Origin of the sequence: Citrobacter sp. RHB35-C17, assembly GCF_013816795.1 — a bacterium.
In the GTDB taxonomy this organism is placed as follows: Bacteria; Pseudomonadota; Gammaproteobacteria; order Enterobacterales; family Enterobacteriaceae; genus Citrobacter_A; species Citrobacter_A amalonaticus.
Genome location: NZ_CP057150.1, coordinates 4,432,893 through 4,456,077 on the forward strand (window position 1 = coordinate 4,432,893; position 23,185 = coordinate 4,456,077).

General features: G+C 54.1%; 18 protein-coding genes. 5 read left to right on the forward strand and 13 right to left on the reverse strand.

Annotation, left to right across the window (positions count from 1 at the left end):
- Positions 1-68 precede the first annotated feature (68 nt).
- The 7 genes from HVZ37_RS21080 to HVZ37_RS21110 form a co-directional block, all read right to left on the reverse strand.
- Entirely contained in the window at positions 69-1,544 is a 1,476-nt protein-coding gene (locus HVZ37_RS21080; RefSeq protein WP_042998959.1) for an FGGY-family carbohydrate kinase, read from the reverse strand.
- Between the two features lie 10 nt (positions 1,545-1,554).
- Positions 1,555-2,436: an L-ribulose-5-phosphate 3-epimerase gene (locus tag HVZ37_RS21085; protein WP_042998958.1), complete on the reverse strand. Its 882-nt coding sequence runs from the start codon at positions 2,434-2,436 to the stop codon at positions 1,555-1,557.
- Positions 2,436-3,479 carry an ABC transporter permease gene (locus HVZ37_RS21090; RefSeq protein ID WP_181627944.1) on the reverse strand — a complete coding sequence of 348 codons (1,044 nt, stop codon included), beginning with the start codon at positions 3,477-3,479 and terminating at the stop codon, positions 2,436-2,438. Before HVZ37_RS21090 ends, HVZ37_RS21085 begins: the two co-directional genes overlap by 1 nt.
- 13 nt (positions 3,480-3,492) lie before the next feature.
- Entirely contained in the window at positions 3,493-4,485 is a 993-nt protein-coding gene (locus HVZ37_RS21095; protein ID WP_044328352.1) for an ABC transporter permease, read from the reverse strand.
- A complete protein-coding gene (locus HVZ37_RS21100) occupies positions 4,478-5,992 on the reverse strand; it encodes a sugar ABC transporter ATP-binding protein (protein WP_181628500.1) in 1,515 nt (504 codons plus the stop codon). Before HVZ37_RS21100 ends, HVZ37_RS21095 begins: the two co-directional genes overlap by 8 nt.
- A gap of 67 nt (positions 5,993-6,059) precedes the next feature.
- Positions 6,060-7,064 (reverse strand): substrate-binding domain-containing protein, encoded by a 1,005-nt coding sequence (locus tag HVZ37_RS21105; RefSeq protein WP_042998953.1) that lies wholly within the window; start codon positions 7,062-7,064, stop codon positions 6,060-6,062.
- 143 nt (positions 7,065-7,207) lie between these two features.
- Positions 7,208-8,017 (reverse strand): DeoR/GlpR family DNA-binding transcription regulator, encoded by an 810-nt coding sequence (locus HVZ37_RS21110; protein ID WP_042998952.1) that lies wholly within the window; start codon positions 8,015-8,017, stop codon positions 7,208-7,210.
- Positions 8,018-8,450: 433 nt separating this feature from the next.
- Here HVZ37_RS21110 and araD point away from each other — a divergent pair, with 433 nt between their 5' ends.
- Positions 8,451-9,143 (forward strand): L-ribulose-5-phosphate 4-epimerase, encoded by a 693-nt coding sequence (gene araD, locus HVZ37_RS21115; RefSeq protein ID WP_042998951.1) that lies wholly within the window; start codon positions 8,451-8,453, stop codon positions 9,141-9,143.
- Between the two features lie 62 nt (positions 9,144-9,205).
- On the opposite strand, the gene argH is transcribed toward araD, so the two are convergent.
- The 3 genes from argH to argC all read right to left on the reverse strand — a co-directional run bounded on the left by argH (position 9,206) and on the right by argC (position 12,478).
- Complete coding sequence (argH, locus tag HVZ37_RS21120) at positions 9,206-10,579, reverse strand: argininosuccinate lyase (protein WP_181627945.1); 1,374 nt, start codon at positions 10,577-10,579, stop codon at positions 9,206-9,208.
- A 110-nt stretch (positions 10,580-10,689) separates the two neighbouring features.
- Positions 10,690-11,466: an acetylglutamate kinase gene (argB, locus tag HVZ37_RS21125; protein ID WP_086512777.1), complete on the reverse strand. Its 777-nt coding sequence runs from the start codon at positions 11,464-11,466 to the stop codon at positions 10,690-10,692.
- Positions 11,467-11,473: 7 nt separating this feature from the next.
- Positions 11,474-12,478, reverse strand: a complete 1,005-nt coding sequence (argC, locus tag HVZ37_RS21130; RefSeq protein WP_044265228.1) for an N-acetyl-gamma-glutamyl-phosphate reductase — start codon at positions 12,476-12,478, stop codon at positions 11,474-11,476.
- 88 nt (positions 12,479-12,566) lie between these two features.
- Here argC and argE point away from each other — a divergent pair, with 88 nt between their 5' ends.
- From argE to HVZ37_RS21150, 4 genes are all read left to right on the forward strand, one after another.
- Positions 12,567-13,718, forward strand: a complete 1,152-nt coding sequence (gene argE / locus HVZ37_RS21135; protein WP_181627946.1) for an acetylornithine deacetylase — start codon at positions 12,567-12,569, stop codon at positions 13,716-13,718.
- Positions 13,719-14,089: 371 nt separating this feature from the next.
- On the forward strand, positions 14,090-16,741 hold the full coding sequence (gene ppc, locus HVZ37_RS21140) for a phosphoenolpyruvate carboxylase (RefSeq protein WP_042998946.1): 2,652 nt from the start codon (positions 14,090-14,092) through the stop codon (positions 16,739-16,741).
- A gap of 205 nt (positions 16,742-16,946) precedes the next feature.
- The gene (locus HVZ37_RS21145; protein ID WP_054176979.1) at positions 16,947-18,680 is read left to right on the forward strand and encodes a phosphoethanolamine transferase CptA; all 1,734 of its coding nucleotides are present in this window, start codon (positions 16,947-16,949) and stop codon (positions 18,678-18,680) included.
- Positions 18,681-18,767: 87 nt separating this feature from the next.
- Positions 18,768-19,619, forward strand: a complete 852-nt coding sequence (locus HVZ37_RS21150) for an AraC family transcriptional regulator (RefSeq protein ID WP_042998944.1) — start codon at positions 18,768-18,770, stop codon at positions 19,617-19,619.
- On the opposite strand, the gene HVZ37_RS21155 is transcribed toward HVZ37_RS21150, so the two are convergent.
- Genes HVZ37_RS21155 through HVZ37_RS21165 form a run of 3 tightly spaced genes read right to left on the reverse strand, consistent with a single transcriptional unit; the run spans position 19,606 to position 23,105 of the window.
- A complete protein-coding gene (locus HVZ37_RS21155; protein WP_181627947.1) occupies positions 19,606-19,962 on the reverse strand; it encodes a PTS fructose-like transporter subunit IIB in 357 nt (118 codons plus the stop codon). The genes HVZ37_RS21150 and HVZ37_RS21155 overlap by 14 nt on opposite strands.
- Before the next feature lies 1 nt (position 19,963).
- The gene (locus HVZ37_RS21160; protein WP_054176978.1) at positions 19,964-20,842 is read right to left on the reverse strand and encodes a [formate-C-acetyltransferase]-activating enzyme; all 879 of its coding nucleotides are present in this window, start codon (positions 20,840-20,842) and stop codon (positions 19,964-19,966) included.
- On the reverse strand, positions 20,808-23,105 hold the full coding sequence (locus tag HVZ37_RS21165) for a formate C-acetyltransferase (RefSeq protein WP_181627948.1): 2,298 nt from the start codon (positions 23,103-23,105) through the stop codon (positions 20,808-20,810). Before HVZ37_RS21165 ends, HVZ37_RS21160 begins: the two co-directional genes overlap by 35 nt.
- Positions 23,106-23,185: the final 80 nt, after the last annotated feature.

Below are 23,185 nucleotides of genomic sequence, written 5' to 3' on the forward strand. Positions count from 1 at the left end.
CGTGGTCCGCATTTTTTTTGCGTAAAAAAGCCAGGCATCGTGCCTGGCCGGAATGAAGTTAATCAGCGTTATATTGCACTCAATGCATCCGCAACGCGTTTGAATTGCGCAAACCGGCTACGCAGCATGTTGTGCTTTACGGCATTCGGCTCAAGTCTGATCACCGACGGCAGAGTGGCGTTAATCGCCTGTGCGAATCCTGCATAATCCCCCACGCCAACGGCCGCACACATCGCCGCCGCCCGGCACCCGGACTGCTCGACATCGACAATTTCAAGCGGCAGATTGCTGGCATCGCAAAACATCTGCATCCAGATGCGCGAATGCGTTGGCCCGCCAGTAAAACGAATCGCCTGGGTTGCGCCGTTGAGTTGCAGCATCCGGTCCTGATGCAGTAAATGAGAAAATACGATGCCCTGATAGATAGCGTAAACCATGTCTGACGCATCGTGATGCCCTGCCAGCCCGAAAAAGCCGCCGCTTAATGAGTCGCAATAGTTTGAGCCGTACAGCCACGGGAAAAACAGAATGCTGTCTGGCTTCTGATACCCCTGCTCCGCCCACCGGTTAAGCGTATCGTGATCGTTCGCCAACGCCGGGAAAAAATGGTTGATAAACCAGGTCAGATTACTGGCGGAAGTGGGGCTGCCTTCATGCGCAAAATACTGCCCAGGAACACTGAATTTACCCCACACATAGGGATAATCCGCCGGAATAATGCGATCGAATACCCGGGTAGCGATAGACCAGGTGCCCGCTACCGCACTGAGGTGCGAGCTGTCATGCACACCGGAGGTGATGGCTGCGCCAACCACGTCAAAGACCCCGCCGAACACGGGTGTACCTGCCTTCAACCCGCATAACGTAGCGGCATCGGCGGTCACATAGCCAGCGAGATCGGCAGAACCTATCACCCCCGGCGTGCAGTGCACCATCTCCTCAATGCCAAACAGGGCGAACAGCGCGGGATCGAACTCATTACGCTGCTGATTAAACAACTGGCTCCCGGAGATATTGGTCTCTTCACAGGCAAGGTTATCCGTCAGGCAGTAACGAATATAGTCGTGCGCCATCAGGATGTGGCCCGTCCGCGCGTAGTTCTCCGGCTCATGCTGTTTCAGCCAGGCCAGCAGCGCTGCCGGATGAGAAGGCCATAGCTGTTGCAAACTGAGCGGGTACGCCTGGCGATCGACACCCTGCGCCTTCCAGCTTGCCACCAGCGGTTGCGCCCGTGAATCTGAAGAGACGATGCCATTACGGACGGGTTTGCCCGACTTATCGACCAGGTAAAGTCCTTTACCGTGTGCAGAAAAGCCAATCCCGCGGATCTGTTCCGCCGCAATATGGCTCTCGGCCAGCGCGCGCTGAATCACGAGACATGTGGTGGCCCAGAGCGCGTTCATATCGCGCTCACAACACCCCACCTGTGGGCTCAGCAGCGGCAAGGTTTGGGCCGCAACGGTGACTTCTCTACCTTCGGCGGTATAAATCCCCGCTTTGGTGACTGTGCCGCCCAAATCAATGCCGATAAAGTAATGGCTCATCGTTATCTCCTTAACCTGCCATGAGCGGCCGTTCGTCATACCACCCGGCTGCCTGCATCTTGCTCTCTATCCACTGGCGCGCATGGATAATTTCTAACAACGGCTCGGCGGACTTTTCCGTCCACATCTCAATCAGGAAGGTTCCCCGATAGTTAAGGCGGCGTAGCGTTTTGAACAGCTTGATAAAGTCCACACACCCTTCGCCAAAGGGCACATCGCGGAATTGCCCGGGCGAATCCGGCGTCACCGGGAATGTGTCTTTGAGATGGATCGCGGCAATACGGTCGATGCCTTTCGCCAGTTCGCTCTCCAGTTCGTTACCCCAGGCAGTTAAGTTGCCGACGTCCGGGTAAACGGTGAACCACGGCGAGTTAATTTTTTCATCCAGCACTTTCCATTTACTGATGGAATTGATGAAAGGCGTATCCATGATTTCCACGGCACACATCACCTGCGCAGCAGCAGCCTGCTCCGCGGCCCAGGCCATCGCATCTTCGAACCAGGCGATAGTCTCTTCATTCTGTGGCTCATAATAAACGTCATAACCGGCAAGCTGGATGGTCCGTATCCCTAGATCCTGCGCTAGCCGCAGCGCTTTTTGCATGATGGCGCGCGCCTGCTGGCGAGTCTGGCTATCGTGGCTGCCGAACGGGAAGCGGCGATGGGCGGATAAGCACATCGTTGGAATGCGCACCCCGGTTTTCTGGATCGCGCTGATGATTTCCATGCGCTCCGCGAGAGACCAGTCGAGGCGTGCCAGCCGCTCTTCGCTCTCATCCACCGACATTTCGACAAAATCAAAACCGCAGGATTTTGCCAGTGCCAGTTTTTCTACCCAACTGGTGTTTCCGGGTAGCGCCTTTTCATAAATACCTAACGGGTGGCTACGCATTATCTTCCCTCACGAGTGGCCAGTTGTTGTAACGCTTTTCGGCTGTGATTCATGGCGCGCTGTGCCTGCCATTTTTGCTTAAAGAATTTAAACGCCAGCGCTGCTATCAGCGTGATACCCCAGACCGCCAGATTGAAATGCAGGCTGAGGCCTAACAGGCTCAGGCCGGTGGCGATCACCTGCAGCACCAGCAAGGCGCAAAAGACGTGGCTGACTTTGCCTGAGCCGCCGAAGGGATCGGTGCCGCCCAGCACAATCGCCAGTACCGTCAGCAGCAGATAAGAATCGCCATAGCCCATACGGGCGGAGTTAAAACGGGCCAGCATAATCAGCCCGGCCAGCACACACAGCAGGCTGGAAATCGCATAAATCGCCATTAACACACGGTGGGTGCGAATGCCGCTAAACCAGGTCGCATTGATGTTGCTGCCGCACATATAGATGATTTTCCCGGTACGGGTTTTGCCGAGGAACAGCGCCAGACCCAGGGTAGCGACGATAAAAATCACCATCGGCACCGGAATGCCAAAGATCACTTCCGACCCGATACTGCGCACCACCGGTGGCATACCGCTTAGCGCCGCGCCTTTAGTCAGGTAAACGCCGATGCCGCTGATAATGGTCATGCTGCCCAGCGTCACCAGAATCGGGTGCGCGCCAACGCGGGAAATAATGGTCCCGGTGAGTGCGCCGATCACCATGGCGATCGCCATCGCACCCAGCAGCGCCAGAAACAGCCACCACAGTTGCATACCGGTGGACGCGTCAGCCGGCACATACTGGATCAGCAGCCAGGCCATAAACAGGCTGGTCAGATTCGCGGTACCGATAATCGCCAGATTCAGACCGCCGCTCAGCATCGGGACAAACATCGCGAAGGTCAGTAGCCCCAGTTCCGGTAGCTGAAAGGCGATACTCAGAAAAGTGTTGTCGGTAAAAAAACGCCCTGGCATCGCCAGACTGAACGCCGCCACGGCGAAGAAACAGATCGCCAGCAACCCTGAGCTGGTGCCATCAAGCGGTAAAAATGCCTGCTTTTTCATTTCAAGCCCCCCGTCAGACGAATCCAACGTCCGTTTCTTTACGTTTTTTGTAATGGGTGACGCAGATAGCCGAGACAATCACCACGCCGATGACGATATTCACGAAGTAGCTGGAGACGCCGATCAGGTTAAGACCGTTTTTGAGGATGCCGATCAGAAAGACCCCCATTAGCGTGCCGATCACCGAACCGCGCCCGCCGGACAAACTGGCTCCGCCCAGCACGGCGGCAGCCAACACATCGAGTTCGCCGCCCACCAGCGCGTTAGGCACCACTTCACTCATGCGGTAGGCCTGTAGCATTCCGCCAATGGCGGCGGCGGCGCCAAGATACCCGTAGGCAAACAGATAAATCAGCGATACCCGGATACCGATACGTCGTGCCGACTCGGTACTGCCGCCCACCGCATACAGCTGGCGGCCAATATGGGTTTTATTCATCAGCATCCAGGTGAAACAGGCCATCGCCAACATCACCACCAGCGGCAGCCCGACCTGGTAGGTTTCTCCTTCAAAACCAAAACTAAACAGCGATCGCTGGGTGATCCACCAGTCCGGCAGGTCATAGATGCTGTGGCCGTTGGTCAGCCACATCAGCATGCCGAACAACAGCGACTGCATACTGATGGTGATGATGATGGAAACCACATTGAGGTAATAAATCAGGATCGCGTTGATCAGGCCAAATATCACACCCAGCGCGATAGCAAACCCCAGGCACAGCAGCGGGCTGGTCATGGTGCCGCTGAGCAACAGCGACGCCACCACGTACTGAACCACCGACGCCACGGCGGCGAAGGAAATATCAATCCCCCCGGTGACAAGCACCACAAACAGACCGAGGGCGAATATCCCCGTCACCGCGTAGCTTTCGGTGAGATCGAGCAGGTTCTGGATTGACAGGAACTCATTACTCATCAGCGAAAAAAACGCCAGCATCAGGACGATGACCCAGCCCAGCCAGCCTTCCACCGACCGTGGAAACCGGAGCGGCAATACATTAGCCATTAATCACCTCCGCCAGCTGCTGCTCGGTATAGTCCGCAGGCAACAGCTCGTTAATAATTTTCCCGCGCTGCATATGGAAAATACGATCGCAGTTGTAATACGCCTCTGGCGCTTCATCGGTAATCAGCAGCACGGAAATACCGACGCCGGAAAGGCGGTGGATAAGCTGATAAATACTGTCTTTCGCGCCAATATCGACGCCGACGGTCGGCGCATCGAGGATCAAGACTTTGGGGCGGGTTAAAATCCATTTTGCCAACACCACTTTTTGTTGGTTGCCGCCGGACAGCGTCGAGAGCGGGTTATCGGGATTGGCGACTTTAATATCCAGATCCTGGATCCACTCCTGAACGAGGGTGGCCTGCCGTTTTTCGTCAATAACATGCCACGGCGTTTTTAACCGGTTAAGGATCGAAAGCACCATATTGTCGCTGACCGACTGCGGGAGCACCGCGCCCAGCGTCAGGCGGTCTTCAGAGACATAGGCAATGCCCAGTTTCGCGGCCTGCGTATTGTCTTTGATGGTGACTTTTTTCCCCTCCAGATAAATCTCTCCGCTATCCGGATGGGTAATGCCAAAAAGACTTAACGCCAGCTCTGTTCGCCCTGAGCCTAACAATCCGCACAGTCCCAGCACTTCACCCTGGTGAAGCTTCAGTGAAATATCCTCGAACTGCCCTTTCCGACTGAGATTATTCAGTTCCAGCACCACTTTTCCTTCCACGCTGTTCGGCAGCTTTTTCTGATGGATAATCGTTCTGCCGGTCATCAGTTCGGTAATACGCGACGGGGTTAGTAAATTCGCCGCCCAGGTGCCAATGATTTCGCCATCGCGGATCACGGTAATACGGTCGGAAATCTCTTTCACTTCATCCAGACGATGGCTGACAAACACCACGGTGATATTTTTATCGCGCAGATAATTGACCGTGCGCAGCAGCTGGTTAACTTCAGTGCGCGTCAGCGACGCCGTAGGCTCATCCATAATCACCAGCCGGGCATCGGCCACCAGCGCGCGGCAAATCGCCACCTGCTGGCGCTGGGCAATCGGTAAATGCTGAACCTGCGCGTCCGGATCGAGGGAGAAATGTAATTCGTGGATAATTTTTAGCGCCAGCGCTTTAAGACGGGCTTTGCGGTGCCAGCCAAAATAGCCCTTGAGATTTTCTTCAAAGGCGATATTTTCCGCGACTGTGAGGTTCGGGAATAACGACAGATCCTGATAAATAACCTGAATGCCTAACTCACGGGCTTTATCCGGCGAGAGTCTTGACCAGGATTTATCATCAATAATAATTTCGCTACCGGCATCCGGGATATACACACCGCACAGGGTTTTTATCAGCGTGCTTTTACCACAGCCGTTCGCTCCGGCCAGACAGTGGACTTCGCCTTTATTTAACGTGAGATCAATATTCTTTAATGCCCGATGACCGCCAAAACTTTTGCTTAGCGACTTAAATGTCACCAACGGTTCACTGGCATTTCGTTCTGCAATATGCGGCATCATGCTGTTCCTGAAAACGACCAAAGGATTTCCGGGCCGGTTGGCGGCCCGGTGATGCGACCTGAAACTACAAACCTAACTTCACTAAACGCCGGGTATTTTCAACATCAAGCTTTTCGGGGTTATCGCTCAGGATGGTGTTGTTCTGGACTTTGATTTCGCCCATATCGCCGATTTTGACGCCGTCTTTAATCGGTTCGCCATTCATCATCGCCGTGGCGACCTGAACGAAAACTTTACCGGCGATCATCGGGTTAGAAATGTAGCCACCGTCAATCGCGCCTTTCTCCAGCAATTTAATGCCCTGACCCGGAGTGAAGGTGCCGAACACGCAAATCGCATCGTTTTTCTTACGCTTATCAATCGCGCGGCCTGCGCCAATCGGGCCCTGAGAACCGAACGACATAATGCCTTTGAGATCTTTGTATTTGGACATCAGGTCATTCGCAGTGCGCATGGAATCGTCCACCGATTCCGCCACGCCAAAGCGATCTTCCACCAGGGTCATTTTCGGGTAGTGTTCTTTTTGATAAGCAATCGCGGCATTGGCCCAGTCATTCACCAGCGGTACCGTCAGGCTGCCGACAAACATGGCGTATTTGCCTTCTTCACCCATGCACTTCGCCATATCTTTCATATGATTGGCGCCCATGGTTTGGGTGTTCAGCAGCTCAAAATCCCAGTCAGCATTAGCCTGATCCGGTGATTCATGGGTAATCACTTTGATACCGGCTTCCTGGGCACGTTTAAGTACCGGCTCCAGCACTTTCGCATCGTTCGGCACCACGCCAATCACATCGACTTTCTTAGCGATTAAATCTTCAATGGCCCGCACCTGCTCGGCCGGGTCTGCCGTCGTTGGGCCAACCTGCCAGGCATTAACGCCGAGCGCCTTGCCCTCTTCTTTAATCCCTTGTTCCATCACGTTGAACCAGGGAATCCCGCCGACTTTCACAACCACGCCCATGGTAAAAGGCTTGTTGGCTTTTTGCGGCGCCGTGGATTGTTCAGCCCACGCGGCGGTTGATGACAATGCAACAGTAATCAGGCAGGGTAAGAGTAATTTTTTCATCGTAATTTCCTTAAGAAATAGCTTCAGACGCCAGGAATACCCAATAAAAATTGGCCTGACTTTTTATTTATTTCGACTTTCCTCTGGCACTGGCAGAATAACCAGACAGGTGTCATGATTATTCAGATAACGGCTAACACATACTACTTATCGACTTCCACCACATTTAGCTGTGGGTATTGCGCACGATAACGTTGATCAATACAGCTATTGGTGACCATAATATCGATTTCATCCAGCATACATATTTTACTGAAGGCGTATTGTTCAAATTTACTGGAATCCACCAGAAGGATCTTTTGCCCGGAAACCTGTAACATAACCTGCTTTAATCTGGCATTTATTTCACTGCCATCACGTATGCCATTTTCCAGATTTACTCCCTGACAGGAAAAGAAAAAACTATTAATTTGAAAATTTCGAATAGCACTCTCGGCAACGGGTCCATGGAAATCATCGTGGCGTTCAGAATACTCACCCCCAATACCGATAATGCGCACTTTATCCCGACAGGCCAGCGCCTGGATAATGCGTAGCGAATTGGTCACCACGGTAATATCAATGTCCGGAATTTGCCGGGCCAGAAACCAGCAGGTACTGCTGTTGTCCATCAGAATGCAATCGCCAGAATGGATAAACTGTAACGCTGCCTTGGCGATTTTAGTTTTGATATCAGGATGTTCCTCGGTACGCTTGCGAAATGATTCGGCGCGGTCCACGCTGCTCGCCTGCCATGCCGTCCCCTCTATCGCCGCTGCCGTCGCCTCTGGCGCATCCAGAGAAACCGCGCCGCCAAAGCTGCGGGTCAATCGTTTGTTACGTTCTAATACTCTCAGATCCCGGCGAATGGTTTCCGGTGATACCTGACATAATTGCGACAGCTCCGTTACCCGCACCGCCCCTTGTTTTTGCACATGGGCACAAATCATTTTGTAACGTTCTGCCTGCAGCATAATAGGGATCCGCTAAGTATCATTTTACATGGTCTTATAATTAACGTTTCCACCCGGAATTAAAGTGATTAATTTCAAGAAATATTCCATTGAAAAAGCCCGCGAACAATTGAACGATATTCATCACAATAAACAATGAAATAACAGCAACCAGTCAACATATAAGGTGATAAAACTCACAAAATACGCTTGTTTTGCACGCCTGCCGTAACCTGAAAACACTCAAACAAACATAAATGGTCATCTTATGATTGACCAAATATGCCCGAATGTGACCGAGTATGACTTTTTCTTGCCATGACGCACCTGACTACGTTTTACATCCTATTTATTCGGCGTAATTTAAATAAAAACGCGGCACATATTTTATGTTATCCATCGTTAAGTCATTAATGCTGTTAAATAACATGCTTCCTATATTCTGGAGTCAACAATGAATACGTTAAAACAACACGTTCTTGAGGCGAATTTATCCCTGCCTGCGCATAAACTGGTAACGTTTACCTGGGGTAACGTCAGCGGCATCGATCGTGAAAAAGGTATTATGGTCATCAAACCTTCCGGAGTGGAATATAACCATATGGGTCTGGAAGATATGGTGGTGGTGGATGTACAAAGCGGCAACGTTATTGAGGGAAATAAAAAGCCATCATCAGATACCGACACGCATTTAGCGCTCTATCGTGCTTTCCCGACGATTGGCGGCATCGTACATACGCATTCCCGACACGCCACTATCTGGTCGCAAGCCGGAAAAGACTTAATGGCTTTAGGCACCACGCATGCGGATTATTTTTACGGAACCATTCCTTGCACGCGCCCGATGCATGACGACGAAATTAATGGCCGCTATGAATATGAAACTGGCAGCGTGATTATCGAAACCTTTGCGCAGCGCGGGCTCTCACCGGAACAGATCCCGGCGGTACTGGTCAACAGCCATGGGCCTTTCGCCTGGGGTTCTGATCCTGCTAACGCCGTGCATAACGCCGTGGTACTGGAAGAAATCGCTTATATGAATTTGTTTACTCAGCAGTTACAACCTCAAATTCCCGCCATGCAACCCACGCTGCTGGATAAACATTTCCTGAGAAAACACGGCGCGAATGCTTATTACGGACAGTAATCTTCGCGTGATGGCATAAAAAAGCCTGGCATCTCGCCAGGCCAGATAAGCCAGAATACCCGTTATGCCAGACGCGCCTTCGCGTAGCTGATCGCTTGTGCAATCTGCTGCGGAGACACCCCGCCCTTCGCGGCACGTTTGTCCAGACACGACTGCAGAGAGAGGATCGGGTATACGTCATCGCCGATGACGCTACTGAATTTCTGCAGATCGGCGAGCGGCAGGTCTTCCAGCGGTTTCCCCTGACGAATCGCCTCAACAACCGTTTCACCGACGATGTGGTGCGCTTCACGGAACGGCACGCCTTTCGCGACCAGATAATCCGCCAGTTCGGTAGCATTAGCGTACCCCTGCTGCGCCGCTTCCTGGCAACGCGGACGTTTCACCTGAATGCCGTCCAGCACCAGCGCAGCCATATGCAGGCAGTCCAGCCAGGTGTCGAGCGCGTCGAACAAGCCTTCTTTGTCTTCCTGCATATCTTTGTTGTAGGCCAGTGGAAGTCCTTTCAGCGTCATCATCATGCCCGTCAATGCGCCCTGCACACGGCCACATTTACCGCGAATCAACTCCAGCGCGTCCGGGTTTTTCTTCTGCGGCATCAATGAAGAACCGGAGGTCACTCGATCGGAAAGCTCAACAAAGCCCGCTTCACCGGTGTTAAAGAAAATCAGATCTTCGGCAAAACGCGACAGGTGCACCATACCGATAGAGGCGTCGGACAGCAGTTCCAGCACGTGGTCACGATCCGATACGCTGTCCAGGCTGTTACGCGTGGCCGATGCAAATCCCAGCCAGCCCGCCAGCTGTTCACGATCGATTTCATAGGCGGTCCCGGCCAGCGCGCCACAGCCTAATGGGCTAACGTCCAGACGCTTTAACGCGTCCTGCAGACGGCTTTCATCACGCGCCAGCATTTCGACATACGCCAGGCACCAGTGCGCAAACGTCACCGGCTGCGCACGTTGCAGGTGGGTATACCCCGGCATCACCGCATCCTGGTTATTTTCCGCCGTCTCGACCAGTGCGCTCTGCAACTGACGATTGGCGGTAAGCAGTTCGGTCACCGTCACTTTGCACCACAGTTTCAAATCGGTAGCGACCTGATCATTACGGCTACGCCCGGTATGCAGCTTTTTACCTAACTGACCGACTTTGTCGATCAGTTTGCCTTCCACCCAGCTGTGAATATCTTCGGCATCGCTTTCGAGGATCTGCTGCGGATTAGCGCGAACCTCTTCCAGCAGTACGTTCAACGCCTCTTCGAGCTGAAGTTGTTCGTCAGCGGTCAACACGCCAACGGTAACCAACGCTTTGGACCAGGCCACAGAGCCAACAATATCCTGCTCCGCCAGGCGGTAATCAAAGCGCAACGAATCGTTGAACTGTTTGAACCGCTGATCTGCTGCCTGAGTAAAACGCCCACCCCAAAGTGCCATAACTTGCTTCCTTAATTTCTCGAATTGCCGGATGGCGCTGCGCTAATCCGGCCTACAGGTTGTGTTTCGTAGGCCCGATAAGGCGTAGTCGCCATCGGGCACAAAAAGAATTACGCCAGAATACGTGTACCGATCGGCGTGCCATTGAACAGCGCCGGGAGTTGCTCGGCATGACGCCAGGAGGCGATATCCACCGGACGACCCAGCGTGCGTGCAGCATCCAGCGCGGCATTGACCTTCACAATCATGCCATCGGTAATAATACCCTGGTCGATCAGCTGTTCCGCTTTCGCGGCGGTCATTTCAGCAATGCGCTGACCTTTACCGTCGAGAATACCACTCACGTCGGAAAGCAGGATCAGATCCGCGCCCAGCGTCGCCGCCAGCGCTGTCGCCGCCTGGTCCGCGTTCACGTTCATCAACTGCCCTTCTTCCGTCACCCCAATCGAGCTGACGACTGGCAGAAAACCATTTTCCAGCAGCGTGTTAATCAGCGTAGGTGAACCCGGCTGCGCCAGTCCAACATGGCCAAGCTCTTCGTCGAGCTGGGTCACTTTTACGCTATCGCCATCGCCAAGATACAGGCCTACGGAGGCGATGTGGTGTTTCTTCGCCCAGGCCAGCAGCGTTTTGTTCGCCGTTCCCGCCAGCGCACCGGTGATGATGTCGATCTGGTCAGCAGGCGTCACACGCAGGCCGTTTTTCTTTTTCACCGGCAGGTTGAGCCCTTTCATCAACTCATCAACGACACAACCGCCGCCATGGACAATGACCAGCGGACGCTGATGCGACTCGCGATAGTTCACCAGCGCAGTAAAAAGACGCTCCAGCGCCTCTTCGCTATCCAGTAATACGCCACCCAGCTTGATAATTAATGGACTCATCATTGCACCCTTAAATAAGAGACTGCGTTTCAGCAAAGCCGAAACGGATATTGGCACACTGCACTGCCTGTGCGGCGGCGCCTTTCAACAAATTATCTTCGGTTGCCACCACGATCAAATGTTCACCCTGCACGGCAAAACCGATATCGCAGAACGGCAGCCCAACGACATTCTTCAGCGCCGGAACGCCTTTGTCATACAGACGCACCAGCGGTTTATCCGCATACGCCTGCTGTAATACCTGCGCGACCTGCGCAGCGGTCACGCCCGGCTGCAGTCGACAAGTGATCGTTTCCAGGATCCCGCGCGGGAAATTGCCCAGATGCGGGGTGAAAATCACGTCCGTTCCCAGATGGGTGGCGATCTCCGGCTGATGACGATGGGTAAACACGCCATACGGTTGCAGGCTCACTTCGCAGAAGCTGTTAGACAATGCCGCTTTACGTCCCGCTCCGCTCACCCCGCTGGTCGCGTTGATCACCGGCCATTGCGTCAAATCCAGCAGTCCGGCATCAATCAGGGGTTTCAAAGAAAGTTGCGCCGCCGTGGGATAACACCCCGGCACCGCAATCAGATTCGCCTCTTTCAGTTTGTCGGCGCTCCACTCCGCCAGACCGTAGACCGCCTGCTCAAGCAGGTTGGGATACTGATGGGTGAAGCCATAGTATTTTTCATAGAAGCCGGCATCGTTCACGCGGAAGGCACCGGAAAGGTCGAAGACCACGCAACCGGCAGCCAGAAATTGCGGCGCCAGGTCATGGCTGACTTCGTGGGCGGTGGCTAAAAACACCACATCCACGCCATCGGTAAACTCGCTGATATCAGACATCGGCTGCAACGGCAGATCGACGATGCCTTTAAGCTGTGGATGCAAATCAGAAATTAACTTTCCCGCATCATTGCTTTGCGCTGAGACGGTCAAAGCGGTTATGGTCATATGAGGGTGGCGATTCACGTAGCTTACAAGCTCTGCGCCCGCATAACCGCTAGCGCCTACAATCAGCGTATTCAACATCAGGTTCCTTTATGCTCAACGTTAATGTATTTTTATGCATATTTATTGCATGAATATTGATACTATCACGACCTAAGGTGTGTCAACAATGAAAATGAACTTACCGCCATTTATCGAGATCTACCGCGCGCTGATTGCCACGCCGTCCATCAGCGCTACCGAAGAAGCACTGGATCAGAGCAATGAGTCTTTAATCAATCTGCTGGCGGGTTGGTTCAGCGATCTCGGTTTCAACGTTGAGATTCAACCGGTCCCGGGAACCCGCAATAAATTCAATCTGCTGGCCAGCACCGGACAAGGAGCAGGCGGCTTACTGCTCACGGGTCATACCGACACCGTACCGTTTGACGATGGGCGCTGGACGCGCGATCCCTTCACCCTTACCGAGCATGACAATAAGCTCTACGGTCTGGGTACCGCAGATATGAAGGGCTTCTTCGCATTTATTCTCGACGCGCTTCGCGACGTTGATGTGACACAACTGAAAAAACCGCTCTACATCCTGGCGACGGCAGATGAAGAGACCAGTATGGCGGGGGCACGTTACTTCTCGGAAAACGCGTCGATTCGTCCTGATTGCGCGATCATCGGTGAGCCCACGTCGCTACAGCCGATTCGCGCTCACAAAGGTCATATCTCGACGGCGGTACGGGTGATGGGCCAGTCCGGTCACTCCAGCGATCCGGCACGCGGCGTGAACGCCATCGAACTGATGCACGACGCGATTGGTCGCATTATGCAACTGCGCGATACTCTGAAAGAGCGTTATCACTACGACGCGTTCACCGTACCATATCCCACCCTGAATCTGGGTAGTCTGCACGGTGGCGATGCGTCGAACCGAATTTGTGCCTGCTGTGAACTGCATATGGATATCCGTCCGCTGCCGGGCATGACGCTGGGCGATCTGGATGGTTTGCTGACGGAAGCCCTGGCGCCAGTGAGCGAACGCTGGCCGGGTCGTCTGACCGTTGCCGAACTCCATCCGCCGATCCCTGGTTACGAGTGTCCGCCAGACCATCAGCTTGTCGAGGTAGTGGAGAAACTGCTGGGCGAAAAAACCGATGTCGTGAACTACTGCACCGAAGCGCCGTTTATTCAGACCCTGTGCCCAACGCTGGTGTTGGGACCGGGTTCAATCAATCAGGCGCACCAGCCTGACGAATATCTCGAGACGCGTTTTATTAAGCCCACCCGTGAGTTAATCACCCAGGTCGTGCACCACTTCTGCTGGCACTGATCGAACTACCCGCTTTCCCGGCCTACCTCCGATGGTAGGCCGGATATGCGCAGCGCCATCCGGCAATGCATTTTCACATTCCGATAAGCATTTCTTATCTGGCTGGATATGAATTAAATTTCGTAAATTACCCGCATTTATTCGTTTGCTGAACCGATTTCGCCGCAATTGACGCCACGGGTTTTACGTGGCTTTATAAAAGACGACTACTAAACAAAGTCCGAAAGATTTCGTGTCACAGCAAGGCGGCAAACAAGCCCATTCCAGGGCGCTTACATAAGTAAGTGACCTGGGTGGGCGAGCGCAGCCAACGCCGCTGTGGCGTGAAAGATACAGGACTCATAGATTAAAGATGGGGTGTCTGGGTTAATATGAACGAACAATATTCCGCGTTGCGTAGTAATGTCAGTATGCTCGGCAAAGTGCTGGGAGAAACCATCAAGGATGCGCTGGGAGAGAACATTCTTGATCGCGTAGAAACAATCCGTAAGCTGTCTAAATCCTCACGCGCTGGCAATGAAGCAAATCGCCAGGAGTTGCTCACCACGTTACAGAATTTGTCGAATGACGAGTTGCTGCCGGTCGCACGCGCGTTTAGCCAGTTCCTGAACCTGGCCAACACCGCCGAGCAATATCACAGCAGCTCGCCAAAAGGCGAAGGCGCCAGCAACCCGGAAGTGATTGCCCGCACCCTGCGTAAACTGAAAAACCAGCCAGAGCTGAACGACGCCATCATCAAAAAAGCGGTAGAGTCGTTGTCTCTTGAGCTGGTGCTGACCGCACATCCGACGGAAATTACCCGTCGCACACTGATCCACAAAATGGGCGAAATCAACGCCTGTCTGAAGCAGCTCGATAACAAAGATATCGTTGAATACGAACGCCACCAGTTGATGCGCCGTCTGCGTCAGCTGATTGCCCAGTCCTGGCACACCGATGAAATTCGTAAGCTGCGCCCAAGCCCGGTTGATGAAGCCAAATGGGGCTTCGCGGTGGTCGAGAACAGCCTGTGGCAGGGCGTACCGAACTATTTACGCGAGCTGAACGAACAGTTGGAAGATAATCTGGGCTACCAGTTACCCGTTGATTTCGTTCCAGTCCGTTTCACCTCATGGATGGGCGGCGACCGTGACGGCAACCCGAATGTAACCGCAGATATCACCCGCCACGTTCTGCTGCTGAGCCGCTGGAAAGCAACCGACCTGTTCCTGAAAGATATTCAGGTTCTGGTTTCCGAGCTGTCGATGGTCGATGCCACGCCGGAACTGTTAGCGATGGTCGGTGAAGAAGGCGCTTCGGAGCCTTACCGCTATCTGATGAAAAACTTGCGCTCGCGCCTGATGGCAACCCAGGCCTGGCTGGAAGCGCGTCTGAAAGGCGAGAAGCTGCCGAAACCGGCAGGTCTGCTGACGCAAAACGAACAGCTATGGGAACCGCTGTACGCCTGCTACCGGTCGTTACAAGCTTGTGGCATGGGCATTATCGCCAACGGTGAACTGCTCGACACCCTGCGTCGTGTGAAATGTTTTGGCGTCCCGCTGGTGCGTATTGATATCCGCCAGGAAAGCACCCGCCACACCGAAGCGCTGGGTGAACTGACCCGCTACCTCGGCATTGGTGATTACGAAAGCTGGTCAGAAGCGGACAAACAGGCCTTCCTGATCCGTGAGCTGAACTCCAAACGCCCGCTGCTACCGCGCAACTGGGAGCCGAGTAATGACACTCGTGAAGTGCTCGACACCTGTAAAGTCATCGCCGAAGCGCCGAAAGGGTCGATTGCTGCCTACGTCATCTCAATGGCAAAAACGCCATCTGACGTGCTGGCTGTGCATCTACTATTGAAAGAAGCCGGAATTGGCTTTGCCATGCCGGTGGCCCCGCTGTTCGAGACCCTTGACGACCTGAACAATGCCGACGACGTCATGACCCAACTGCTGAACATCGACTGGTATCGCGGTCTGATTCAGGGCAAGCAGATGGTGATGATTGGTTATTCCGACTCGGCAAAAGACGCCGGCGTAATGGCCGCCTCCTGGGCGCAGTATCAGGCGCAGGATGCGTTGATCAAAACCTGCGAGAAAGCCGGTATCGAACTGACGCTGTTCCATGGTCGCGGTGGTTCTATCGGTCGCGGGGGCGCACCGGCCCATGCCGCCCTGCTTTCACAACCACCGGGCAGCCTGAAAGGCGGTCTGCGCGTGACCGAACAGGGCGAGATGATCCGTTTCAAATACGGTCTGCCGGAAGTCACCGTCAGCAGCCTGTCGCTATACACCAGCGCCATTCTGGAAGCGAACCTGCTGCCGCCGCCAGAGCCGAAAGACGCCTGGCGTCATATCATGGACGAACTTTCAGTCATCTCCTGTGACGTGTACCGTGGCTACGTGCGTGAAAACAAAGACTTTGTCCCGTACTTCCGCTCCGCAACGCCGGAACAAGAACTGGGCAAACTGCCGCTCGGTTCGCGTCCAGCGAAACGTCGCCCGACCGGTGGTGTGGAATCTCTGCGCGCTATTCCGTGGATTTTCGCCTGGACGCAGAATCGCCTGATGTTGCCAGCCTGGCTCGGTGCCGGCACCGCGCTGCAAAAAGTGGTGGAAGATGGTAAGCAGAGCGAACTGGAAGCGATGTGCCGCGACTGGCCGTTCTTCTCCACCCGTCTCGGCATGCTGGAAATGGTGTTCTCGAAAGCGGATCTGTGGCTGGCGGAATATTACGATCAGCGCCTGGTCGCGAAAGCGCTGTGGCCGCTGGGCAAGGAGCTGCGCGAACTGCTGGAAGAAGACATCAAAGTGGTGCTGGCGATTGCCAACGATTCACATCTGATGGCCGATCTCCCGTGGATTGCCGAGTCTATCCAGTTACGGAATATCTACACCGACCCGCTGAACGTTCTGCAGGCCGAGCTGTTACACCGCTCGCGACTGACGGAACAACAGGGCAAAGAGCCCGATCCTCGCGTTGAACAAGCGCTGATGGTCACCATTGCCGGCGTGGCGGCAGGTATGCGTAATACCGGCTAATTTTTCCCCTAACCCCCCTCTCGTGCTATTGCGCGCGAGGGGGTTGAAATAGTTCTGTCATAACCTCCGCACATTCACTATATTTCTGTCTGTTTTTTCCACCGTGAGATTTTTCAGAGCAACGTGTGCCTTTGCACCGGTGCTTCAGATTCTCTTAAGGTTTAGTCGCTACGTTTGGCACCACGTTTAAAGACAGGCTGACAATATGCAATCCACAACCCTCCAGTCTACGCCATCATTTAGCTGGAAAGCCCTTGGCTGGGCGCTTCTCTATTTTTGGTTTTTCTCCTCTTTATTACAGGCCATTATTTTAATTACGGGTTTCAGCGGTACCAACGGACTGCGTGACTCGTTGCTTTACAGCTCCCTTTGGCTAATCCCAATTTTCCTGTTCCCGAGTCGGACCCGCATTATTGCTGCGGTGGTGGGGATCGTGTTATGGGCGACGTCGCTGGCCACGCTCTGCTATTACGTCATCTACGGGCAAGAGTTTTCGCAAAGCGTCCTGTTCGTGATGTTTGAGACTAACGCCAACGAAGCCAGTGAATACCTGAGCCAATACTTCAGCCTGAAGATTATCGCCATTGCGCTGGCCTATACCGTCGTCGCCGTGTTTCTCTGGACACGACTGCGCCCCGTCTATATTCCCGGACGCTGGCGTTGGCTCGTCTCTTTTGCGCTGCTGTATGGGCTGATCCTGAACCCGTTTGTGGTTCGTTCTGCGTTTGGCAACTCGCCGTATGAAAAAACGCTAAGCGGCCTCTCCTCACGTATGGAACCGGCGGCACCATGGCAGTTTGTCATTGGTTACTACCAGTATCAGCGCCAGTTGACCTCACTTAACAACCTGTTAAGTCAGAACCACGCTTTGCCTCCGCTGAGCAATTTTAAAGACAATTCCGGCGACGCGCCGCGCACGCTGGTGCTGGTGATTGGCGAATCCACCCAACGTGGCCGCATGAGTCTGTACGGTTATCCGCGTGAAACCACGCCGGAACTGGACGCATTGCATCAGTCGGATCCGAATCTGACCGTGTTTAACAACGTCGTGACCTCACGTCCTTACACGATCGAAATCTTGCAACAGGCGCTGACCTTCGCGAACGAGAAGAACCCGGACCTGTATCTGACGAAACCGTCGCTGATGAACATGATGAAACAGGCGGGGTATAAGACCTACTGGATCACAAACCAGCAGACGATGACCGCCCGTAACACCATGCTGACGGTTTTCTCTAAGCAGACCGACGAGCAGTTCTATATGAACCAGCAGCGTACGCAAAGCGCGCGCGAATATGACACTAACGTGCTGACGCCATTTAAGAAAATCATGGCTGATCCGGCACCGAAAAAGTTCATCATCGTGCATTTGCTGGGCACGCACATTAAGTACAAATTCCGTTACCCGGAAGACCAGGGCAAGTTCGACGGCAGTACCGATCATGTTCCGCCAGGCCTGAGCGCAGAAGAGCTGGAATCGTATAACGATTACGACAACGCCAACCTGTATAACGACAAAGTCGTCGCGAGCCTGATTAAGGATTATAAAGCGACCGATCCGAACGGCTTCCTGCTCTATTTCTCCGACCATGGCGAAGAGGTGTATGACACCCCGCCGCATAAAACGCAGGGTCGTAACGAGGACAACCCGACGCGTCACATGTATACCGTGCCGTTCCTGTTGTGGACGTCCGAGAAATGGCAGGCCGCGCATCCGCGTGATTTATCACAAGATGTGAATCGTAAGTACAGCAGTTCGGAACTGATCCACACCTGGTCCGACTTAGCCGGGCTGACCTACGACGGTTTCGATCCGACGCGCTCCATCACCAGCCCGCAGTTCAAAGAAACCACGCGCTGGATTGGTAACCCGTACAAGAAAAATGCGCTGATTGATTACGACACTCTGCCGTATGGCGATCAGGTCGGAAATCAGTAAGTCATTCAGCAGGCCACGCTTTTTAGGGTGGCCTTTTTTCACCCTGGCAGTTACTGTTTCCTTGTCTGAGCAACGCAAGGGATCATCATGTATCAAGACGTCAGCCATCTTCTATCCCGCCTGATTCATGGCCCCGCGCCGCTGCGCCAGATTTTCTTTGCCAGTACGCTTACCCCCATCCCGGCGCTGGCGTATCAGGTCGATTTTCCCCGTCTGGAAATCGTGCTGGAAGGTGAACTGACCGACGCCAGCCTCACCGACACGCTCACCCCATACGATGTGCTCTATGTGCCAGCAGGTGGCTGGAATCTTCCGCAGTGGCAGGTGCCGGTCATTACGCTCAGTATCCTGTTCGGCAAACAACAGCTCGGATTCAGCGTGGTGCAATGGGACGGGGAAACATACCAGAATCTGGTCAAACAGCACGTGGCGCGCCGTGGCCCGCGTATCGGTTCCTTTCTGCTGCAGACGCTCAATGAAATGCAAATGCAGCCGCAGGAGCAGCAAACGGCGCGGTTGATTGTCGCCAGTCTGCTCAGCCACTGTCGCGACCTGCTTGGCAGCCAGATCCAGACTGCCTCGCGCAGCCAGGCGCTGTTTGAGGCTATCCGCGACTACATTGACGAGCGCTACGCCTCACCGCTCACCCGGGAATCGGTGGCGCAGGCGTTCTATATCTCGCCGAACTATCTCTCGCATCTGTTTCAAAAAACGGGGGCGGTTGGCTTTAACGAATACCTGAACCATACGCGACTGGAACACGCAAAGACTTTGTTGAAAGGCTACGACTTAAAAGTGAAAGAAGTCGCGCACACCTGCGGATTTGTGGACAGTAACTACTTTTGCCGCCTGTTTCGTAAAAACACCGAACGCTCGCCGTCAGAATATCGTCGTCAGTATCACAGCCAGCTAACGGAAAAGCAGGTCAGTCCAGAATAAGATGGGTATATTGCGGAGCGGAAAGCAACTTACGCACCGCGCTCATGACACGCTGCGGTTCGCGCAGAAAGGCGTTAATGCCGGACTGGACATAACGGAATTGAGTGAAACGTTCCGCCCCCGCCAGTTCGATATCGGTAATCAGCAGCACGGCATCCGCCCGACGGATATCCTCTTCGGTTAAGCGATTTTCCGTACCAAGCGCCCCCTGCGTTTCAATCTTAATGGTCCATTTTTCCTGCTGGCATAACTTCTCCAGCCGTTCAGCCGCCATGTAGGTATGGGCCACACCGCTTACGCAGGCCGTCACCGCGACCAGAAATCGTCCTGTTGACACGGACATATTACCCTCCTGTTGTGACCTGAAAGCCCGCGTTCTCCGCCATCTCACGCATTTGGGCAATAATCTGTTCCGCTGGCGCAGGGACGTCCTTCATCCCCCACTGCTGCCCAAGCAACCGATATTTCGGTTCTCCATAGAGATGAAACGGTAGCAGGTGCAATTGCTTTATACCAAGCGATAACAGCAACGTCAGCGCGCGCTGCATATTCTCATGTGTGAGCGTGTAACCGGGGATCAGCGGCAAACGGGGGATCACGTTAACGCCCTCCGCCACCAGCATCCGCAAATTAGCCACGACGCGTGGCATATTCATCGCCACAATCTCACGGGCCCGTTCAGGCTCCATGATCTTTAAATCGAACAGCACTTCATCACACGCTTTCGCCAGCGGAAGCAGCCGACGGGCGGGGGCATCGCCTGCCGTTTCAATTGCACAATGCACACCCCAGCGCCGCAGACGCTGTAAGAATCGCGTAGCGAAAGCCGCCTGCATCAACACCTCTCCGCCCGACAGCGTCACCCCGCCGCCAGAAGTGCGAAAGAAAACGTCATCTTTCATCACCTCGCGTTCCAGCTCATCCAGGGTGACATCACGGCCAATCCGCTCAAACGCCCCGGAAGGACACTCGTCGGCATCACGCAGACACGGCGTACAGTGCAGGCATTTGCTTTCCCGTCGCACCGTTTCAATTCGTGGCGAGATCGATTCCGGATTGGCGCACCACGGGCAGGTGTGCGGGCAGCCTTTAAAAAAGACCACCGTGCGGATCCCCTGACCGTCATTCAGCGAATACCGTTGAATATTGAAGATGCGTGCGACCTCCTCGTCGCACGACTCCACAACCTCACAACTGATGCGCGGTGCGGCGAATGATGTCATCCTGAATCTCCTTCGACAGCTCGACAAAGAAGGCGCTATACCCTGCCACGCGTACCACCAGCCCGGCGAAATCCTGGGGTCGCAGCTGCGCTTCCCGCAGCGTTTCGGCATTCACCACGTTAAACTGAATATGCTGCAATTTGAGCTGGGTAAAGGCGCGCAAGAAATCGCACAGTTTGCGTAATCCTGCCTCTCCTTCCAGCGTGGCGGGCGTGAACTTCACGTTCAGCAACGTCCCGTTGGACAACAGCGTGTTATCCAGCTTACTGACCGATTTCAGCACCGCCGTCGGTCCCTGCATATCCTGTCCAAGCATCGGCGAAAGGCCGCCATCCGCCAGTTGCTCTCCGGAAAACCGCCCGTCCGGTGTCGCCCCTACCACCGCCCCCAACGGCACGTGTGCGGACACGGTATAAGAACCCGGCGTAAACTGCCCGCCACGCGGATTCTGATACTTCTCCACCTCTTTGCAGTAATAACGCAGCAGTTCGGCGCTGATGTTGTCCACCTCATCAATGTCATTACCGTATTTATGGAAGCGGTTGATCAACCTGGCGCGGATCTTTTCCCCTTCCGGCGTGGCAAAGTTAGCCTTTAACACCGCAAGAAGTTCGTCAAAACGGAGGCGCTGCTGCTCAAACACCAGTCCATTCAGCGCATGCAGAGAATCGCTGAGGTTGGCGATGCCAATACCCTGCACACCCGAGAAATTATAGCGCGCGCCGCCGTCGGTAATGTCACATCCCTTCTCCAGACAATCACTGATAAACGAGGAGAGCAACGGCACTGGCGCCCAGTCGCGATGACCGATGTCGCAAATATTACTGCCTTCAACCATCAGCGTGATGTAGTGGCTGATTTTGGTGCGAATATGTGCCAGCAGACCGTCCCAGGTCAGCTCACTATTACCTTCATTCTCGTACAGGCTAATTTCCATGACCTTCAACAGATTGAACATGGCGATATCATGCAGGCCGTAGGTTCTGCCCGGAATCGACAACTCCACGCACCCTACCACGGCGTAATCACGCGCATCTTCCAGCGAGACGCCCCGGTTGAGGAATGCCGGGATCACCACTTCATCATTAAAGATCTGTGGAATACCGGTACCCAGGCGGATAGTCTCGGCAGTCTTCATCAGAAACGGCGTATCAATCAGCGTGTTGGTGCGAACGCCCAGATTCGGCTGGGGTAACTGCACACTCTGATAGGCATCGAGACAGAGGAATGAAAGCACGTTTACCGCACTGCGGCCATTCTCCGTCAGGCCACCAAGTAGCGCGGTATAGCCGGTCGGGAAGCCAGCGAAATAACGTGCGCTGCTGGTCGAACGCAGGAGCACAATGTCGTTGCATTTCACCCACAGCGATTCCAGCAGTTCTTTCAGGAATGCGGGATCATCTCCCTGCGCCAGCGACGCCTGATAAAACGGCAGCATGTACTGATCGAAACGCCCCAGCGACAGCGAACTAGCGTTGGACTCGTACTGCAAAATGATGTTCATGTACCAGAACAACTGGCACGCCTGCCAGAAGGTGTGCGGCTTATGCTGCACGTTATGCCGCGAGTTGGCAGCGATAGTCAGCAACTCCTGGCGACGAGTGACGTCAGGGCAGCGTTCAGCCATCTCTTCCGCCAGTACGGCATAACGCAGAATGTGGCGCTGCGACGCTTCCAGCAGCAGCAGTGCCGCCTGATAAAAGGCGTTATGCGGCGCCTGCTCGCAGTGCGCGCGCATCTCCATCACCAGTTCACCCAGCCCATGATTCAGCAGGCGCGGATAATCAATGATGATATGCCCCTGTCCCTTATCCGTCTGGTTGATGCTAAAAATCTGGGTACTGACGGCGGCCTTAACCTCATCCGTCATCTGACCGTTGATGAAATCCTTCATCGACCGTTTTTCCCAGTAAGGGAACAGCACATCACGATAGAGGCGTTTATCGTCTTCGCTGATGTCGAAACGGTCCTGGGGACGAGTCGGGAACTGATCCAACTCGTTGAGCAGCCAGTACGGGTCCATCTCCGGCGACATGATGCCCGCACGCGGTTTAACGGTACGGTTGCCGGCAATCAGTTCCTCATCACGAATCGAAATCTCGACATGCTCGAGGATATACGCGGTCGCTTTAGCCCGACGTAAAATGACCGGCTCCCCTTCCGTCTGTTGATGACTGGCGGTATACAGCATTGCACGCTCAAGCGAAATTTCCCTGCTGTTCTGAAAGAGTGCCGCTTTTAAGCGGTGGATGCGGTGGGTCATGAGGAACTCCTGTGGGCATGAATGCCTGATGGCGCTACGCTTATCAGGCCTACAAATTCGTAGGCCGGATAAGGCAGCGC

Bases quoted from the DNA above. Each gene is read 5' to 3' on its own strand.
- HVZ37_RS21105 (WP_042998953.1), bottom strand. From the start codon at position 7,064: ATGAAAAAATTACTCTTACCCTGCCTGATTACTGTTGCATTGTCATCA.
- HVZ37_RS21100 (WP_181628500.1), bottom strand. From the start codon at position 5,992: ATGCCGCATATTGCAGAACGAAATGCCAGTGAACCGTTGGTGACATTT.
- HVZ37_RS21095 (WP_044328352.1), bottom strand. From the start codon at position 4,485: ATGGCTAATGTATTGCCGCTCCGGTTTCCACGGTCGGTGGAAGGCTGG.
- HVZ37_RS21160 (WP_054176978.1), bottom strand. From the start codon at position 20,842: ATGACATCATTCGCCGCACCGCGCATCAGTTGTGAGGTTGTGGAGTCG.
- HVZ37_RS21090 (WP_181627944.1), bottom strand. From the start codon at position 3,479: ATGAAAAAGCAGGCATTTTTACCGCTTGATGGCACCAGCTCAGGGTTG.
- HVZ37_RS21085 (WP_042998958.1), bottom strand. From the start codon at position 2,436: ATGCGTAGCCACCCGTTAGGTATTTATGAAAAGGCGCTACCCGGAAAC.
- argB (WP_086512777.1), bottom strand. From the start codon at position 11,466: ATGATGAGTCCATTAATTATCAAGCTGGGTGGCGTATTACTGGATAGC.
- HVZ37_RS21155 (WP_181627947.1), bottom strand. From the start codon at position 19,962: ATGTCCGTGTCAACAGGACGATTTCTGGTCGCGGTGACGGCCTGCGTA.
- HVZ37_RS21165 (WP_181627948.1), bottom strand. From the start codon at position 23,105: ATGACCCACCGCATCCACCGCTTAAAAGCGGCACTCTTTCAGAACAGC.
- argH (WP_181627945.1), bottom strand. From the start codon at position 10,579: ATGGCACTTTGGGGTGGGCGTTTTACTCAGGCAGCAGATCAGCGGTTC.
- HVZ37_RS21150 (WP_042998944.1), top strand. From the start codon at position 18,768: ATGTATCAAGACGTCAGCCATCTTCTATCCCGCCTGATTCATGGCCCC.
- HVZ37_RS21145 (WP_054176979.1), top strand. From the start codon at position 16,947: ATGCAATCCACAACCCTCCAGTCTACGCCATCATTTAGCTGGAAAGCC.
- argC (WP_044265228.1), bottom strand. From the start codon at position 12,478: ATGTTGAATACGCTGATTGTAGGCGCTAGCGGTTATGCGGGCGCAGAG.
- argE (WP_181627946.1), top strand. From the start codon at position 12,567: ATGAAAATGAACTTACCGCCATTTATCGAGATCTACCGCGCGCTGATT.
- araD (WP_042998951.1), top strand. From the start codon at position 8,451: ATGAATACGTTAAAACAACACGTTCTTGAGGCGAATTTATCCCTGCCT.
- HVZ37_RS21080 (WP_042998959.1), bottom strand. From the start codon at position 1,544: ATGAGCCATTACTTTATCGGCATTGATTTGGGCGGCACAGTCACCAAA.
- ppc (WP_042998946.1), top strand. From the start codon at position 14,090: ATGAACGAACAATATTCCGCGTTGCGTAGTAATGTCAGTATGCTCGGC.
- HVZ37_RS21110 (WP_042998952.1), bottom strand. From the start codon at position 8,017: ATGCTGCAGGCAGAACGTTACAAAATGATTTGTGCCCATGTGCAAAAA.